The sequence below is a fragment of the Bosea sp. Tri-49 genome (assembly GCF_003952665.1).
Lineage (GTDB): Bacteria > Pseudomonadota > Alphaproteobacteria > Rhizobiales > Beijerinckiaceae > Allobosea.
Genome location: NZ_CP017947.1, coordinates 109,353 through 126,458, shown reverse-complemented (window position 1 = coordinate 126,458; position 17,106 = coordinate 109,353). Strand labels below are relative to the sequence as shown.

General features: G+C 66.2%; 16 protein-coding genes. 7 read left to right on the top strand and 9 right to left on the bottom strand.

Annotated elements, in window-relative coordinates; translation table 11 throughout:
* Positions 1–840: a DODA-type extradiol aromatic ring-opening family dioxygenase gene (locus BLM15_RS29625; protein WP_126116515.1), complete on the bottom strand. Its 840-nt coding sequence runs from the start codon at positions 838–840 to the stop codon at positions 1–3.
* Entirely contained in the window at positions 833–1,171 is a 339-nt protein-coding gene (locus tag BLM15_RS29620; RefSeq protein WP_126116514.1) for a hypothetical protein, read from the bottom strand. The genes BLM15_RS29625 and BLM15_RS29620 overlap by 8 nt, the downstream gene beginning before the upstream one ends.
* Positions 1,172–1,358: 187 nt before the next feature.
* Between BLM15_RS29620 and BLM15_RS29615 the strand changes: the two genes are divergently transcribed.
* The 7 genes from BLM15_RS29615 to BLM15_RS29585 all read left to right on the top strand — a co-directional run bounded on the left by BLM15_RS29615 (position 1,359) and on the right by BLM15_RS29585 (position 7,701).
* Positions 1,359–2,123, top strand: a complete 765-nt coding sequence (locus BLM15_RS29615) for an FCD domain-containing protein (RefSeq protein ID WP_126116513.1) — start codon at positions 1,359–1,361, stop codon at positions 2,121–2,123.
* A 236-nt stretch (positions 2,124–2,359) separates the two neighbouring features.
* Entirely contained in the window at positions 2,360–3,562 is a 1,203-nt protein-coding gene (locus BLM15_RS29610) for an ABC transporter substrate-binding protein (RefSeq protein ID WP_206734953.1), read from the top strand.
* Between the two features lie 26 nt (positions 3,563–3,588).
* Positions 3,589–4,449: a branched-chain amino acid ABC transporter permease gene (locus BLM15_RS29605; protein WP_126116511.1), complete on the top strand. Its 861-nt coding sequence runs from the start codon at positions 3,589–3,591 to the stop codon at positions 4,447–4,449.
* On the top strand, positions 4,446–5,432 hold the full coding sequence (locus tag BLM15_RS29600) for a branched-chain amino acid ABC transporter permease (protein WP_126116510.1): 987 nt from the start codon (positions 4,446–4,448) through the stop codon (positions 5,430–5,432). Before BLM15_RS29605 ends, BLM15_RS29600 begins: the two co-directional genes overlap by 4 nt.
* A complete protein-coding gene (locus BLM15_RS29595; RefSeq protein WP_126116509.1) occupies positions 5,429–6,187 on the top strand; it encodes an ABC transporter ATP-binding protein in 759 nt (252 codons plus the stop codon). Before BLM15_RS29600 ends, BLM15_RS29595 begins: the two co-directional genes overlap by 4 nt.
* Positions 6,177–6,869, top strand: a complete 693-nt coding sequence (locus tag BLM15_RS29590) for an ABC transporter ATP-binding protein (RefSeq protein WP_126116508.1) — start codon at positions 6,177–6,179, stop codon at positions 6,867–6,869. The genes BLM15_RS29595 and BLM15_RS29590 overlap by 11 nt, the downstream gene beginning before the upstream one ends.
* A gap of 7 nt (positions 6,870–6,876) precedes the next feature.
* Positions 6,877–7,701: a creatininase family protein gene (locus BLM15_RS29585; RefSeq protein ID WP_126116507.1), complete on the top strand. Its 825-nt coding sequence runs from the start codon at positions 6,877–6,879 to the stop codon at positions 7,699–7,701.
* A 593-nt stretch (positions 7,702–8,294) separates the two neighbouring features.
* Here BLM15_RS29585 and BLM15_RS29580 read toward each other — a convergent pair.
* The 7 genes from BLM15_RS29580 to BLM15_RS29550 all read right to left on the bottom strand — a co-directional run bounded on the left by BLM15_RS29580 (position 8,295) and on the right by BLM15_RS29550 (position 17,106).
* Positions 8,295–8,858, bottom strand: a complete 564-nt coding sequence (locus BLM15_RS29580; protein WP_206438725.1) for a cysteine hydrolase family protein — start codon at positions 8,856–8,858, stop codon at positions 8,295–8,297.
* 64 nt (positions 8,859–8,922) lie between these two features.
* The gene (locus tag BLM15_RS29575) at positions 8,923–9,855 is read right to left on the bottom strand and encodes a pyridoxal-phosphate dependent enzyme (protein WP_126116506.1); all 933 of its coding nucleotides are present in this window, start codon (positions 9,853–9,855) and stop codon (positions 8,923–8,925) included.
* Between the two features lie 30 nt (positions 9,856–9,885).
* Positions 9,886–10,995: a LacI family DNA-binding transcriptional regulator gene (locus BLM15_RS29570; RefSeq protein WP_126116505.1), complete on the bottom strand. Its 1,110-nt coding sequence runs from the start codon at positions 10,993–10,995 to the stop codon at positions 9,886–9,888.
* Positions 10,955–12,166 carry an alanine racemase gene (gene alr / locus BLM15_RS29565; protein ID WP_126116504.1) on the bottom strand — a complete coding sequence of 404 codons (1,212 nt, stop codon included), beginning with the start codon at positions 12,164–12,166 and terminating at the stop codon, positions 10,955–10,957. Before alr ends, BLM15_RS29570 begins: the two co-directional genes overlap by 41 nt.
* Positions 12,163–14,007: a hydantoinase B/oxoprolinase family protein gene (locus BLM15_RS29560; RefSeq protein ID WP_126116503.1), complete on the bottom strand. Its 1,845-nt coding sequence runs from the start codon at positions 14,005–14,007 to the stop codon at positions 12,163–12,165. The genes alr and BLM15_RS29560 overlap by 4 nt, the downstream gene beginning before the upstream one ends.
* 4 nt (positions 14,008–14,011) lie before the next feature.
* Positions 14,012–16,120, bottom strand: coding sequence for a hydantoinase/oxoprolinase family protein (locus BLM15_RS29555; protein ID WP_126116502.1), 2,109 nt, complete (start codon positions 16,118–16,120; stop codon positions 14,012–14,014).
* Entirely contained in the window at positions 16,117–17,106 is a 990-nt protein-coding gene (locus BLM15_RS29550) for an ABC transporter ATP-binding protein (protein WP_206734951.1), read from the bottom strand. Before BLM15_RS29550 ends, BLM15_RS29555 begins: the two co-directional genes overlap by 4 nt.

Genomic DNA, 17,106 nt, shown 5'->3' with positions numbered 1-17,106 from the left:
TCAGGCGAAATCCGACCAGACGCTGGCGCCGATGCCGCAACGCATCTCCGCCGATGCAACGTAGAAGACTGAGCGCGCGCCGGTGCCGCCCGCCGCCGCCATTGCCACCATCCAGGCGAGGAGCTCGGTGGTGCCGCCGCCGCCGGCATCATTCATCCGCTCGACGGTCGCTTCGCGGATCACCCGATCGGCGTCGCTTTCTTCCATCAACTCGAGGAACCAACGGTCGAACTTCGAATCCATCGTGAAATAGCGCGGCCCGCCGGGCTCATGCGATAGCCCGCCCGTACCCATCAGCCCGACGCGCAGGCCTGCCGGCAAGACGTCGCGTACGATCCGCCGCAATTCCCGGCCAAAGCGGATGCAATCGGCCGGCTCGGGAACCGGAGGATTGATGCAGTTCATATGGATCGGCAGGATCGGCACGTCGTAGCCGAGATACCAGAGCGGCACCGACCAGTTGTCGTCGAAGAGCAGGCCATCGCCACGATCGATTTTGTGGCCGGCCGCCCTGGCTTCGCGGGCGATGATCTCGGCGATCTCCGGCCGGCCGCGGACCTGGTAGCCGGGCTGCTTCAGCCAGGCCTTGAAGAACTCGGCCGGGCCGGTCCAATCCAGCGCGCAATCGACGCGCCAGTTCGGCGGGTTCTTCAGGGGCAGGTTGAGCAGATGGTCGTTGCCGACGCCGATGATCACGTCCGGCTTTGCCGCGCGCATGATCTGGCCCAGTTCCTCATAGCCCGCCTGAATCGCCTGCTGGTCGGAAACGGGGCAGGAATCGAGCCAGCCCGTGACGCCCGGCGCGTGCGCCATGGCCATGATCGAAACGAACTCAGCCATGCGGCTTCTCCTCGCTTGAAATGTCGCGATGCTCGACGATCTGATCGCCGAAGGAGCGGCGATAAGCTTCGGCTGCCGCACTCTTGGTCGTGTTGCCGGCTGCGCCGTGAAAGAGCCGCGTGACCTGCGGCAGGAAGTATGGGTGCACGCCGAGCTCGCCGAGGCGCCGAACGTCGACGGCGCGGAACGCCTCGCGCTCGGCCGGGCTGAGGCCATAGGCCTCCATCAGCTCTTCGAGCCGCTCCTTGAAGTGCGGCCAGACATCATTGTCGCGGCGGATGTCGAAGATCAGCCGGTTGGACGGCAGATCGGGGTCGAATTCGTTTGCCATCGTAAGCTCTCCTGTGTGGCGATCCATAGCGGGCGATATTCTCCGGTGCAACAATAATTTATAAATTTCGTGCTTTTGATGCAAAACCAACTTCTTAGAAATTATCCCATATGCACCCGATTTCGTGTATTGCAGGTGGAAACGAGTAGGCGGGCCGGCCTCGATTCGCGCCCGCAAGGGGGTATGGATGGCGGATAGTGCCAGCAAACAGCCGAAACCCGACTGGGGTCCTTCGGCTTGGCTGCTCAGACAGGAAGGGCCACGTACACAGGCCGACGAGGCGCTCATCAAGCTGCGCCGCGACATCATCGTCGGCGAGTTCGAGCCCGGAAAGCGGCTGCGGCCGGACCAGCTCGAGGAGCGCTACGATATCGGCCGCAATCCAGTGCGGGAGGCACTGTCGCGCCTTGCCGTCGAAGGGCTGGTGCGCGGCGAAGGGCAGCGCGGGTTCCAGGTCGCGCCGGTGTCGCGCGAGGAACTGCTCGATGTCGCCGATCTCAGGCAGCGCTTCTCGACGATGGCGTTGGCCCGCTCGATCGCCAATGGCGACGATGAGTGGGAGGCCGGGATCGTCGGCGCCTATCACCGCATGTCGCGCATGGAGACGAGCCTGACTGGCGATCCGGCGAGCTACGCCGACGAATGGGAGCAGCGCAACAGCGCCTTCCACAATGCGCTCGAAGCGGCCTGCGGCTCGCCCTGGCTGCTGCACTTCTGCGCCCTGCTCTACGAGCAGTCGGAGCGCTATCGCCGCGCCGTGGTGCGTTATCCCGAGCTGCGACCCTCGATCCATGCTGAGCACAAGGCGATTCTCGAAGCCTGCCTCGCCCGCCGCGAGGCAGAGGCCTGCCGGCTGCTCGCCGAGCATATCGAGGGCGGTGCGAGGGCAACGCTCGCCAGGCTCGATGAGCAGCTCGGTGCAAGCCCGCCGAAGCGCCGCCGGGGTCGCTGAGAGTCTTTTTGTGCACTTCCAAATTTTTATGTGAAATGGAAAATTCATAAATTATTTGACACATCCCGATTTCGATGATCCTTTGAGCTCACCCAGACGCCTCGTCGGCGTTGCAGTCCCGGAATCGGGCAAGGGGCGGAATTTCCGCAGGCTCGCGCACGACCGCCAGAGGGGCGGGTGAAGCGCAGGTCGTGAGTCCGCAGCGGGCAACGCTGCATCTGAAACGGGAGATGATCGTGAACGGGGATTTCGGCTGGGCGCTGCGCGCCGCTACGTTCGGGCTGGCTTTGGCAGCCGGGTTTTCGCCGGCAGCGGCCCCTGCCGCCGATGGCAAGCTGGTCGTCGGGGTCATCCTGCCGTTGTCGGGCACCTTCGCCAATGAGGGACGCCAGTATGAGCAGGGCATTGCCGCCTATCAGAAGCTCAACGGCAAGACGGTGGCTGGACGCTCGGTGGAGATCGTGACCCGCGACGACCAGGGGCCGGGCTCCGGCGACCTCGCCCGCCGGCTGACGCAAGAGCTGATCCTGCGCGAGAAGGCGGATGTGATCATCGGCTACAGTTTCACGCCGAATGCCATGTCGGCCGCCTCGCTGCTCGGCGAGGCCAAGCGCCCGGCGATCATCGTCAACGCCGCGACCTCGATCATCACCGAGCGCTCGCCCTATTTCGTCCGCGTCTCCTGGACCCTGCCGCAATCGGCGGCGACGCTCGGCGACTGGGCGGCGAAGAACGGCATCAAGACCGTCTACACGATGGTCTCCGACTTTGCGCCGGGCATCGACGCCGAGACCTGGTTCAAGAAGGCCTTCATCGCCGGTGGCGGACAGGTGGTCGGTGAAGTCCGCACGCCCGTCACCTCGATGGAGTATGCGCCCTATCTGCAACGGGTCATCGAGGCCAAGCCGGATGCGCTATTCGCCTTCAATCCCGGCGGTGACGTCTCCGTGGCCTTCATGAAGGCCGCGCGCGAGCGCAATCTCGCCGGGGCCGGCATCAAGCTGCTGGTCACTGGCGACGTCGTCGAAGACAACTCGCTGTCGTTGATCGGCGAAGGGCTCGAGGGCGTGATCTCGGCCCATCACTACCAGTCAGGCATCGCAAGCGCCGAGAACGAGCGCTTCATCAAGGCCTACAAGGAGGTCGCCGGGGCGGAGGCGATCCCGAACTTCCGCGCGGTCCAGGCCTATGATGCGATGGACCTGCTCTACAAGGCCGTCGCCAAGACCGGTGGCAAGACCGATGCCACCGGCTTGCTCGAGGCGATGAAGGGCCTCACCCTGACGAGCCCGCGCGGCACGATCACCATCGATCCGCAGACGCGCGATGTGGTGCAGGACGTCTATATTCGCCGTGGCGAGAAGCTCGACGGGCGTTGGCAGAATAGGGCTTTCGAGACCTACAAGGCCGTCGTCGACCCCGGCAAGACCGCGCGCTGAGCCGGCGGGCAAGGGAGTCAATCCAGGTGTCTAGCCTCGTTGCCGTCCTGGTCGACGGCGTCGCCTACGGGATGCTGCTGTTCCTCTCCGCAGTCGGCCTCTCGGTCACACTCGGCCTGATGCGCTTCATCAATCTCGCCCATGGCGCTTTCGCCATGGTGGGAGCCTATCTCGCCGTGGTCGTGGTCGGAGCCGGCCTGCCCTTCCTTCTTGCCCTGCCATTGGTGTTCGTCGTGGTTGGCATCTTCGGCATCGCGATCGAGCGGACCGCCATCCGTTATCTCTACCGGCGCAGCGCACTGGAGCAGGTGCTGTTCTCGATCGGGCTCGCCTTTGCGCTTGGCGCGCTCGCCAACCTGATCTTCGGGCCACAGCAGCAGGGGATCCTGACGCCGGCCTGGCTGACCGGGCGCGTTGCCCTGCTCGGGCTCGAGATCACCAGCTACCGTCTCTTCCTGATCGCCATGGGCGCTGCAACCGCGATCGCCCTGATTTATCTGTTCGAGCACACGCTGTTCGGCGCCAGGATTCGCGCCGCGGTCGACAATCGCCGTGCCGCCGAAGGGATCGGCATCCAGGTCGAGCGCCTGTTCGCGCTCACCTTCGGGCTCGGCGCGGCACTGGCCGGGCTCGGCGGCGCGCTATCCGTCGAAATGCTCGGGCTCGACCCGGCCTTTGCTCTGAAATACCTGACCATGCTCCTGATGGTGGTCGCGATCGGCGGAGCCGGCTCGATCGAAGGTTCGCTCTTGGCGGCGCTTGGCCTCGGTACGGTCGACGCGCTGTTCAAGTATCTCCTGCCCGAGGCCGGTGGTTTCGTGATCTTCGGCCTGCTCGTCGCCGTACTGCTGGTCAAGCCGGCAGGGTTGAAGGGGCGAGTGGCATGAGCGCTTTAAATCCTATCAGCCATGGCGGCCTTTCGAAGCCAGCGCTGTCATTCAACCCGATCACGCCGCTCATCTTCGCCGCGCTGATCGCGAGCTACTTCCTGTTTCCCAACCATCTTGCCTTGGCGACGCAGATTCTCGTGCTGATGATCTTTGCATTGTCCTACGACCTGCTGCAGGGCCATGCCGGCATCGTCTCGCTCGGCCATGCCGTCTTTCTCGGCCTCGGAGCCTATGGCAGCGCCATCCTCGCGCGATGGGGCTTCACCGACCCGCTGTTCGGGCTGATGGCGGGCGCTTCGATCTCGGCTCTCGTGGCGCTGGTGCTGAGCCCGATCGTGGTCCGCGGCAGCGATTTCACCCGGCTGCTGGTCACGCTCGGCGTCGCTTCGCTGATCCACGAGGCCGCCAACCGGATGCGCGATCTCACCGGCGGCGCCGACGGGCTCGCGGATTTCGAGGTGGCGCCGCTGCTCGGCCTGTTCGCCTTCGACTTCGAGGGCAGGACAGCCTTTCTTTACGCGTTGATCGTCTTCGCCTTCGTCTATGCGGCGCTGTGGCGGGTGACGACCTCTCCCTTCGGATTGGCACTGCGCGGCATTCGCGAGAATCCGCGGCGCATGCCGGCGATCGGCTCGCCGGTCGCGCGCCATCTGGCCGTGAGCTACCTGCTCTCCGGAGCCATCGCCGGTGTCGGCGGCGCGCTTCTGGCACAGACGAGCCGCTTCGCCTCACTCGACATGCTCGGTTTCGAGCGCTCGGCCGAGATCGTCATGGTGGTGACGCTGGGTGGGACTGGTCACATCGCCGGCGTCAGCATCGGCGCCGCCGCTTTCGGGCTGGTCAAGGACGCGCTCTCGACGGTCAGTCCGCGCTATTGGCAGCTTGGGCTCGGGATCGTTCTGATGGCATCGGTCTTTCTGGCACGTGGCGGCATAGGCGGCTTGATCGAGCGCTTCTGCCGGTTCGGGAGGCGCGCATGACCGCCGCGCTCGCAACGGCTGCGCTCAGCGTGCGCTTCGGTGCCTTCCAGGCGGTGCGCGACGTTTCGCTCTCGATCCGGGCCGGTGCGCGCCATGCGCTGATCGGCCCCAACGGCGCCGGCAAGACGACGCTGGTTCACGCCCTGACCGGCAGCGTGAAACCGGCTGCCGGCCGCATCCTGATCGCCGGAGAGGACGCAACCGGCCATTCGGAGGCGCAGCGCGTCCATATGGGGCTGGCCCGGACCTTCCAGATCAATCAGCTCTTCCGCAACCTCACGGTCCTGGACAGCGTCCTTCTCGCCGTGCTCGAGCGGAACCGCCGGACGGCCGTCTTTTGGCGCTCCGTGCGCAGCGACCGGGGGGCGCTCGACGAGGCACGCTCCTGCCTCGCCTTCGTCAATCTGCTGGCGCTGGCAGAGCGGCCGGTCGCGGCGCTGCCTTATGGCAGCCAGCGTCTGCTCGAAATCGCGATCGCCTTGGCGGCGCGTCCGCGCGTGCTCGTGCTCGACGAACCCGCCGCAGGCGTACCGGCGGCCGAGAGCGCGGCGATCTTCGAGCGCATCCACGCCTTGCCCGCCAGCCTGACCGTGGTCTTCATCGAGCACGATATGGGCCTGGTCTTCCGCTTCGCCGAGCGGATCACGGTGCTGGTCGCCGGGCAGATCCTCACCGAAGGCACTCCAGCCGAGATCTCGGCCGATCCGCGCGTCAGGGAAGTCTATCTCGGCCGGCGAGGCGATCATGCTGCTTGAAATCGAAAGCCTGGTCGCCGGCTATGGCGACGCGGTCGTGATCGAGGATGTCGGCTTTCGCCTCGACGAAGGCGAAGGCCTGGCAGTGCTCGGCCGCAATGGCGTCGGCAAGACCACGCTGATCCTGGCGCTGATGGGCCATGCCCGCGTCACCGCCGGTGCGATCCGCTGGCGCGGCGAGGAGATCTGCCGCAGCGATGCGAGCGGGCGCGCGGCACTCGGGATCGGCTGGGTACCGCAGGAGCGCGACATCTTCGCCTCCCTCACCGTCGAGGAGAATCTGCTGGTCGCGCACCGGCCCGGCCGGTTCGGGCTGGCGGAAGCCTACGCGATGTTCCCGCGCCTCCAAGAAAGGCGCCGCAACCATGGCGACAATCTCTCCGGCGGCGAGCAGCAGATGCTGGCGATCGCCCGCGCTCTGATGACGAATCCCCGGCTGCTTGCTCTCGACGAGCCGTTCGAAGGCCTGGCGCCGGTGATCGTCGAGGAGCTGGAGCATTCGATCAGGCATCTGCGAGAGGAGTTCGGCTTTGCGATCATCATCGTCGAGCAGCACGCGGAAGATGCGCTGCGGCTCAGCGACAGGGCGATCGTGCTCGATCGCGGCAGGATCGTCCGCGAAGGCGCCTCGGGTGATCTTCTCGCGGACTTCGAGTCCGTTCGCTCGCTGATTTCAGTATGAGGACGTCATGATCGAGCAGGATCTCTACGCCGGCACCATGGTCGAGATGACCGGACCTGCCATCGCCGCTGCAGCCGAGCGTGGGGCGGGCGTGCTCCTGCCGATCGGCGTGATGGAGCATCATGGCCCGCATTTGCCGATCGGGACCGACGCGCATATCGCGACCGCGCTTTGCCGGCTGACACGGCGCCATGCTGCGGAAGCCGGCCGCGAGCTCGTCATCGCACCACCGTTCTACTGGGGTGTGAACCACGTGCTCTCGGCGTTTCCGGCGACGTTCCGCACCCGGCCTGAGGTGTCGGCGGCGCTGCTCAACGACATCGTCGACACGCTCTGCGAGAACGGCTTTCGTGACGTCCTCTTCGTCAGCCACCATGGCGACCTCGAGCACAACCGGATGCTGCACAAGGTCATGCTGGAGCAGCTCGAGCGCGGGCCGGGCCGCGCGCGCTGGCTCTATGCGCCGCTGCGCTGGCGCCTGTTCGAACGGCTGGGTTGCTCCGGCAACGAGCCGTTCTGGGTGCCTTGGCAGCGCCCGGACGGCTTGGACACGTTGAAGACGACCGGGATTCTCGGCGTCCATGCCGACGAGCTCGAGACCGCAGCAATGGCGCGCTACTATCCGGCACTGGTCGATTTCGACGTCCTCCCGGAGCTGATCCCGACGCAGCTCGGCGAGGCCGATCTCGTTCGCTGGCGCAAGGGCGGCAGTGAGGCCAAGGCAGTCACGCCGGACGGCTATTTCGGTGCGCCCGCCCCGATCGATCCCGAACTCTGGCGCCACTATGACCTGGTCGCTCGCGTCATGGCGAAAGCGGTTTCAGGTGAGTGATCTCATCCAACAGCGAGCCAAAAACTCTGCTGGGCGCACACCAAGGTCGAGCCCGGTATCGCCGGCATTGAGGCTAATCGGATGGCGGCTCTCGACCCTTGGCGAACCTAGGATACGGATCGGCTCTGATGGGAAGGCTGCCGAAAGAGGTCAATGACAATCGCGGCTTCGGAGTTTGGCCGAATTTTCCCCGCGATAACGCCGCGCGCGCTTCGCCGGGAACCGATCGCAGCTACTCACCCCTGAGATTATCGTCGCGATACCGCCGGTGATCCTTTGATCATAGCGATGATGCGCACGGATAGCTCTTGTTCGCGCCATGTGTGATTTCCATCCAACCCAGCCGCGAACCTGTATCACGGCCATTCGTTGGCTGTGCGCCAATAGCCGACTCTAGGCGATCGCCTGAAAGCAAACATTCAGGGGCACGCACTGACAGTACGATGCAGCTCCTGAAGCGGCACCAGGGCTTGGCCCGGCAAACGCCCAAGCTTACTTCAACGCGCTGCTGCCAATCGCCGCTGCGGCATAACCAAGGCCGAACACCACTTGGCAAAAGCCCCGAAACTGCTCCGATAAACCGAGCCAGGGCATCAACGCACCCCGCTCACCACCTGCACGCGCCCTCCGAAGCCTGAGCGAAACAGGGCCTCATGCGCGTCCTGATCGGGGTCGTAGCAGCAGTCTTCCACCAGGCGCAGATCGTAATCCGCATCGCAGGCCCAGGCGACGCTCGAAAGGACAACGCCAGTCGTGCTTATCCCGGCCATGACGAGCGTGTTGACGCCGCGTGTCCGCAGATCGGCGTCGAGCGACGTGCAATGAAAGACGCTGGCTCGCGGACATGCGTAGAAGAGGTCTCCTGTCTCCACGGCCAGTCCTGCGACAGGCAGCCCGGTTCGAAATCGTCCGCTCGGGAGATAAGGGGTGATCTGGCGGTTGCTCGCCGGCGGTGCATGTTCATAGCCTTCGCCCAACGAGAAATTCGGGAAGAGCACCGGCCGGCCGGTGGAACGCCAGCGCCGGATCAACGCGTTGCAACGATCCAGCAAGGGCGATGGCTGCTCGCCGAACAGGATGTCGAACACATCGACCTGGTAGTGCATGACGACGAGGGCCGCCCTCTCAATAAAGCTGCCCTGGAAATCGACCGTCATCGGAATCACCTTGCGTCAGATAGGGACCAGGCCTTGTGGTTTGTACGCGAACTTCGGCCTGAGCTCAGGAAGCGCTCGCTGACGCGAGGCTGCCACGCCATGCGATCAGCTGCTCCACGGTCGCTATCGCCCCGCCGCAGACGATGACCAGGATGTTGCGGAAATCGGCGAGTTCCGCCACCTGCCCGTAGATCGTGGCGATGCTCGCCCCGCAGGCCGGCTCGACGAGAATACGATGATCGTCGAGGAAGCGCAGGCAAGCATCGACCGCCTGAAGATCCGACACCACGGCGCAGCCGATGCGATGCTTCGACAACAGAGCGAAAGCATGCTCCGCCACCTCGCGGGCGCCGAGCGAGGTGGCGATGGTGTCGATCGCCGGCAGGACGACGCGTTCGTTCCGGGCAGCCGATTGCGCAAGGCAGGAGGCACCCGTCGTCCCCACGGCAAGAACAGGTGTTGCCAGCTTGTGACGCTGCAGGCCTTCGACGACGCCGCTGAGTAATCCCCCTCCGCCGACGGACAGGACGACGAGGTCGGGCTGCAACCCCGCCTCGACCACCTCGTCGATGATCGTCGAATGCCCGTTCCAGACCACTGGATCGTCGAAAGGGTGGATGAACGCATCGCTGCCCGTCAGCACCGCAAGTGCGTGCTCGTTCGCCTCCTGCCAGGACGCGCCGTGGATCAGGATGTCAGCGCTCATGTCGGAGATGAGGCGACGCGCCCTTGCCGGTGTCGTCTCGGGGACGACAACCGTCACCGGGATACCAAGCTCACGCCCGGCATAGGCGGCGGCGATCCCGGCATTGCCGCCGGATGAGCTGACGAAACGTTTGGCCCCGCTCCGTGCATAGTGCTGGCACGCAAGGCCGATGCCGCGGAGCTTGAACGATCCTGTCGGCTGGAGAGATTCAAGCTTCAGCCAAACCTTGCACCCGCTCGCGCGGGAGAGAGCCGATGAGTAATAGGCAGGCGTTCTGACATGGAGGGACATCATGGCCTTCCCATCATGAGCGATCGGAGCTCAGGCACGGTCCTGGCTGCGCAAGCCATGCCCGCCACCCTTGTTCAAGGGTGCGGTGGAACGCCGGACCTTGAGTTGCATCCCGACGGTCAGGCGCTCCGGCGCGATCTCGGGCTGCTTGTCGGACATTTTCTTCAGCAGAAGAGTGGCCGCGAGCTGGGCCACTTTCGTGCCATTGCCGCGCACGGCCGTGATCGAAGGCGTCATGACCTCCAGAATGCTGGCGTCACCGATCGAAACGATCGACAGGTCGCGTGGCAGAACCAGGCCGCGCTTCGCGCAGAAGCGCAGGATGCCGGGGATTTCGTCGATATTGGCGATGATGGCCGTGATCGGCCGTTCCCGGCGGCATAACGCCTCCAGCTCGCGCGCCTTGAACGCGCCAACCTCGAAGACGAGACCTGCGGTCTGCTCCAGCCCCCGGTCTGCGAACGCGGCATCAAGGCCCGCCTTCTGCTCCCGGCCGACCCAGGTGTCGAGGTGACCGGCAACGAGCACTATCTCACGGTGCCCAAGGTCCAGGAGATGCGCGGCCGCACTGCGGGCGCCGTGCCGATGCTCGGTCAGAACGGTGTCGAAGCCCCCGCCCGGGCTGCGTTCCCACAGCACCATGGGGATGTTGATCGCGGCGAGCAGCTGCGTGACATCCGGGTCGTTGTCGCGATTGACCGTCAGGAGCATGCCGTCGACGACGCGGTTCTGCATCAACGACAGAAGCTCGGCCTCTCGGCGATTGTCGAAATGGGTGCTCGCGACGATCAGGGTATAGCCGGCCCGGCCGAGCGTCGTCTCCGCCGCTGCGATCATTTCGGCCGCGATCGGCTGCCGGATATCCGTGACGAGGCAGCCGACGGCGTGGCTCTTGCCGAGCCGCATGGAGCGGGCGACCGAATTGGGACGGTAGCCGAGTTCCTGAACGGCTCTGAAGACCTGGTCGCGCAACTGGGGCGCGACGTTCTCGTTTCCGTTGAGGACGCGCGAGACGGTGCCGAGGCCGACACCCGCCCGGCTGGCGACATCCTTGATCGTGACGGTCCTGGGCTCGCTGGTCGCTTGCCCCGTCCTTTCCTCATTCACCCGAACCGTCCTCTGCCAGCGCCTGATCGACATACACGTGCGGCAGGCACCGTGCGAGCCGGGGAACCAGCTCGATGACGGGAATGCCGACCGCCCTGGCGAGATCGTGGATCGAGATCTCCTCCTGTCCCTGCCGGCCGAGGACGACCACTTCGTCACCGAGCGCGACATCGCCGAGCGCAGTCACATCGAGGACAGAATGCTGGAAAGTGCGGCGCCCGAGCACGGGACAGCGCCGGCCACGGATCAGGACTTCGCCCAGCGGCGGGATATGGTTCAGCCCGTCCCAGAAGCCGATGGGCGCGACCGCCGTGCGCATGCCCCGCTCGATGGCGATCGGCGCGCCATAGCCGATACCCAGCACGGTGCCGGGCGGGTGCTCCTGAATCTGGATGATCCGGGATTTCACGGCCTTGAGCAAAGGCGAGAGGGCGCCGATCTCCATCCAGTTCTCGTCGAGCCCTCCGCCATAGATCAGCCGCCCGGGATCGACCGCGTTGAAGAGCATGTCGGGATAGGCCAGCACCACGCGGCTCGAGGCCAGTATGAGGGTGAGGTCGTCATGCCCGGCCGCGGCGGCATCGGCTGCCGCCTGCCGGAAGAGTGCGGCCTGATCCCTGCTCGTTGCGGGATCGTCCGGCGCGCTTAAATGCGAGTACAGGCCCCGAACCGCGACATGACCAGCGGCACGAAGGCGCTGCAGCACGCCGGGCCATTGCTCGCGGCGCAAGCCATAGCGGCCAAGACCGCAATCGACTTCGACGAAGACCTCGATCGCCTCGCCCGCGGCGATCACCGCCTCGGCATCGGCGATGCTCTGGACCGTCACCGTGGCACCGAGCCGAGCTGCAGCCGGCAGGTCGGCCGGGCTGGTGGAGGCGAACAGCAGGACCGGCAGCGTCGTGCCGGTGCTGCGGATCGAAACGACCTCATCCGGGCTGCCTGCGCAGAAGCCATCGACGCCCGCCCGTTCCGCAGCCTTCGCGACCGCCGCGGCTCCGAAGCCGAAACCATCGCCCTTGCAGACGAAATAGATGCGGACATCCGGGCCGACCCGTTTGCGCGCTGCCGCGACATTCCGGCTCAGTGCGCCCAAATCGAGCTCCGCCCAGCTTGGACGTAGCAAGCGAGCGCGCTCGTACCGGCGGCAATCAGTCCGCGCGAGGCTCGAAGCGAGATCCGGAACAGCTGCGTGCGCCGTCATGCCGCTTCTCCTTCGCATTCCGCGCTCAGCGCCCAGCCGCGATTGCGCGCCATGAAAAGACGAAGCTGGGCGGCGGCCGGCCCGGAGGGGTCAGTCGCCAGGCGCTCGCGACGGGCCTTCGTTGCCGTGGGATCCGCGCGGCCATCCGCGTCGATCACCACCCCATAGACGTCGCGCGCAAACGCTACCGTGAAGCGCCCGTCACACACATCGGCCGCCACCTGCGCCGGATCGCGCTCCAGCGGATCGCCATTGCCTCCGCCGCCGGGAGCGACATGCGTGAAGAGATCGCCTTCGTGTAGCGCAAGCGTTCGCATCGGCATCACCGGCAGGAGCTCGGCCTTGCCGTCGTGATCGAGAATATTGAGGGACGGCGATCCCGGGCACCCGCCGAACAGCCCCGGCGGCAGATGCGCGCGGCGGTCCGAGCGGACGGTGAGGGCCGCAGTTTTCCCAAGGATACGGTACGAGCGCGTGATCGCCATGCCGCCGCGCCGCCGCCCCGCACCTCCCGAATTGGCAACCAGGCCATAGCTCTCGATCCGCAGCGGATAGCGCGCCTCGATCAGCTCCACGGGCATATTCGAAAGGTTGGCGCCGGGGTTGGCGATCCCGTCGACGCCATCCTTGGTGGCACGGCCGCCCCAGCTTCCAAGAATTCCGTCCGTGATCAGCCAGGCCTTTCCGTCATGGACGCCGCTCAGCGAAATGGCCGAAGGACCTCCCTCGCCAGCAGCCGGCATTCGATCGGGCACGATCTGGGCGAAGGCGTTGAACAGCACATCGAGCATCCGATAGGCCATGACGCCGCGCGCAGCGCAGGCCGCAGGCGGACGCGGATTGACGATGGTGCCGAGCGGCGCCACGACCCGGACCGGGCGGGCATAGCCCTCGCAGTTCGGCACCGCCGCCTGAACGGCGCAGCGCAACGCGGCATAGGCGACCGAATAGGTGATCGCGACGGGCCCGTTGATGGCGCCCGGCACCTCCCCGCTCGTTCCGGTCCAGTCGATCTCGATCTCGTCGCCGGCGACGGTGATCGCGACCTTGAAGCGGATCGGCCCACCAACCTCGCCGAGACCATCGATGAAATCCTCAGCCTCGTAGACGCCGTCGGGCATGGCGCGGATTTCGTCGCGGACGAGCCGCTCCGCGTAGTCGTGCAGTTCGGCCAGCATGCCGCGCATCGGCATCGCGCCATATTTTGCGAGCACCTTGCCGAAGCCGCGCTCCGCCGCGGCGCAGGCGGCGATCTGCGCCCGGAGATCGCCGAGAACCTGCTCCGGCATGCGCGAGTTCACCTCCAGGAAGGCGAGCAGGTTCTCCTCCATCCGGTCGTCGCGCATCGCCCTGATCAGCGGGATGCGCAGACCTTCCTGGAAGATTTCCGTCGCATGGAGCGCCATGCTGCCCGGCGCCATGCCGCCGAGGTCAGTGTGGTGGACGAGGCTGGCGACGAAGCCCTCGACCTCTCCGTCATGAAAGACCGGCTTGACCAGGTAGACATCCGGCAGATGCATGCCGCCGGCACCATAGGGATCGTTGGTGATGTAGCCGTCGCCCGGCTGCATCGTCCCGCCGAAGCGCTTGAGGATATTCGCCATCACGCTTGGGAACGAACCGAGATGCACGGGATTGGTCAGGCCCTGCGCGATGATCAGCCCGTCCCGGTCGCAGAGCGCCGTCGAATAGTCCATCGAGTCCCGGACGATCGGTGAATAGGCGCTGCGCAGGATGACGAGCGCCATCTCGTCGGCGATCGAGGCAAGGGCGTTCTTGACGATCTCCAGCGTCACCGGATCGGAGCGCGTCCGATCGGGAACAGAATTCGTGGCAAGCATGGCGTTACCTTTCGGAGGCTGTGAGCACGAGGTTGCCCAATTCATCCAGACCCGCGGTCCAGCCGGGTGGCACGACGCAGGTGGCGTCGTATTCCTCGACGATCAGCGGGCTTTGCCGGTCGCCGGCGGCGAGATCCCGGCGGGTGATGATCGGCGTCGGCAGATGGCCCCATTCCGCGCCGAACCAGCAGGTCCGCTCCGGCTGAGCACCGGGCGATGCCGCGGATGCTTGAGGAGCTGACGGCCGGTAGGCCGTGGCGCTCTCGCTATGAGGGCGACCGGTGACGCGGATATTGACGATTTCGAGCGGATCGTTCGCCGCGGCATGGCCGTAGGTCAGCTCGTGCTCGCGATGGAAGGCTTCGCTCGTGGCGGCGATGTCGATCGACCCGTCCTCATGGCCGGCGACCGCGATCGTCAGCTCATAGGCCTGCCCGGCGTAGCGCAGGTCCGCGAGCCGGTCGATCTCGATGTCGTCCTTCGCGAACCCGTCCGCCTCGAGGCCGGCGGCCATGCTCGTCTCGAGCTTGCGGTAGGCAATGTCGAGCTCGTCGGTGTCGACCGCATCCAAGGCACAGAAATAGGTCTGCATCAGGTCGTGCTCGGTCGTCGAATAGAGCAGCCCGAGCGCGCTGAAGACGCCGGGATGGGACGGGACGACGACGCGCTTCATGTCGAGGAGGCGGGCGATCTCAGCCGCCACGGCCGGACCATTGCCGCCGAATGCGAACAGGGTGAAGTCGCGCGGGTCACGCCCACGATAGGTCGAGACGGCCTTGACGGCGCGCATCATCGTCGATGCAGCGATGGCGTAGACGCCATGTGCCGCAGACTGGAGATCGAGGCCGGTCGGCGCGCAGACCTGCTCGCTGAGCGCCTGCCGGGAGCGCTCGGCGTCGAGGCGCACGGCCCCGCCGGCGATGTATTCCGGATTGATGTAGCCGAGCATGACGAGCGCGTCGGTCAGCGTCGGCCGGGTTCCGCCCGCGCCGTAGCAGGCCGGGCCGGGAACGGCGCCGGCGCTGTCGGGACCGACCTGGATCAGGCCGCCGGCATCGACCCGGATGATGCTGCCGCCGCCGGCACCGATTTCCGAGACGTCGATGAAGGGTAGCTTCACCGCATGCCCACCGCCCTTGATCAGTTTGCTCGAAATGTTGATCCCGGCGCCGACCTCGTACTCCGTGGTGCGTGCGGGCTGGCCCTGCTCGATGATCGCGGCCTTGGCGGTGGTGCCGCCCATGTCGATGGTGATGATGTCGCTGGAGCTGCCGGCCGCGCCGATGCGAGCCGCCGCGATGACCCCGGCAGCCGGGCCGGACTCGATGATGCAGGCCGGCTTCTCGCTCGCCGCGAGCGCGCTCATCACGCCGCCGCTCGACTGCATCACCTGCAGCGGCGCGTGGATGCCGGCCTCGCGCAGCCGGGTCGTCAGCGCCCGCAGATAGGAGCGCACGACCGGCCCGAGATAGGCGTTGACCACCACCGTGCTGGTTCGCTCGTATTCGCGGATCTCCGGCAGGACATCGCTGGAGCAGCAGACGAAGACATCCGGGCCGAGGATCTCGGTCAAGATCTCGCAGGTCCGCCGCTCATGCTGTGGATTGGCATAGGCGTGCAGGAAGCTCACCGCGACAGCGCGCGTGCCGTCGGCAGCGATGCGGCGCGCCACCTCGGCCACGGCCTTCTCGTCGAGCGACAGGACGACCTCGCCATGCGCGCCGATGCGCTCGGGAATCTCGTAGCGCCTGTGGCGCGGCACCAGCGGCGTCGGCTTCTCGTAGTTGAGGTTGTAGAGCTCGGGCATGCGCAGTCGGCCGAGTTCGAGGACGTCCCGGAACCCGCGTGTCGTCAGCAGCGCGGTCGTCGCGCCCTTGCCTTCCAGGATGGCGTTGGTCGCCACGGTCGTGGCGTGCACGACCTCCTCGATCTCGCCCACCTGGCCGCCGATGCGCTCGAGCAGCGCCAGGATGCCGTCGACGATCCCGCGGCTGTAATCGTCCGGTGTCGACGGGTGCTTGAAGGAGTGAACCGTCTCCCCGTTTTCCAGGAATGTGATGTCGGTGAAAGTGCCGCCGATATCGGCGCCGACGCGAAACGAGCGCGTTGTCATGAGGTGGTCTCCGCGATGATGGACCGAGCTGGCGCGAGGTGGCAGGCGACGAGCCGATCGCCGAGGCGGACCTCAGGCGGTTCGGTTTGCGCGCAGATCGGAATCCGGTTGCTGCAACGGGGTTCGAACGGGCAGCCGCCATGACGGGCGGCCTCGGAGAGCGGCGGTTCGGCCGGGCGGCCACGCCCGGCGAGCCCGCGCGGAATGGCGGCGACCAGGCGTTGCGTATAGGGATGCGCCGGCTCCGCCAGGATCTGCGCGGCAGGTCCCGTCTCGACGATGCGTCCGGCATACATCACCAGCACGCGGTCGCAGAACGCCCCGACGAGCCCGAGATCGTGGCTGATGATCACCAATGTCAGCTGCCGGTCGCGATGCAGTTGCTGCAGCAGCGCGACGATCTCGCTCTGCACGGAAACGTCGAGCGCCGATGTCGGCTCGTCGGCGATCAGCACCTCCGGCTGGCGTGCCAGGGCGCGGGCGATCCCGATGCGTTGCTTCTGTCCGCCCGACAATTGATGCGGCAATCGGTCGAGCAATTCCGGCCCAAGGCTGACCTGCGCCAGCAAGGCGTTGAGCTCGCCAGGCGTGGGCTGTTCCGGAAAAGCTTCGCTCAAGCTGCGCGCAACGGTTTTGCGCGGGTTCAGCGCCGTGTGCGCACCCTGAAAGACGAACTGGACGCGATTTCGGAAACGCTGCCAGTCCGCGGCCGTGAACGAGGACAGATCGCGCCCCTCGAACAGGACCCTGCCGCTGCTCGGGCGGTCTAGACCCACAAGGAGCCGCGCGAGCGTCGACTTGCCACTGCCGCTCTCGCCGACGATCCCGAGGACATCGCCAGCCTGGACCTCGAGGCTCGCCCCCAGCAGGGCAGGCGTCGTGCGCCGGTCGAACAGGCGCGCCAACGGCGAATGCGCGAGCGGATAGCGTCGGCCGGCGCTCGCGGCGGCCAGAAGTGGTGCTGCGGATCCCTGCGCGTGGACCAT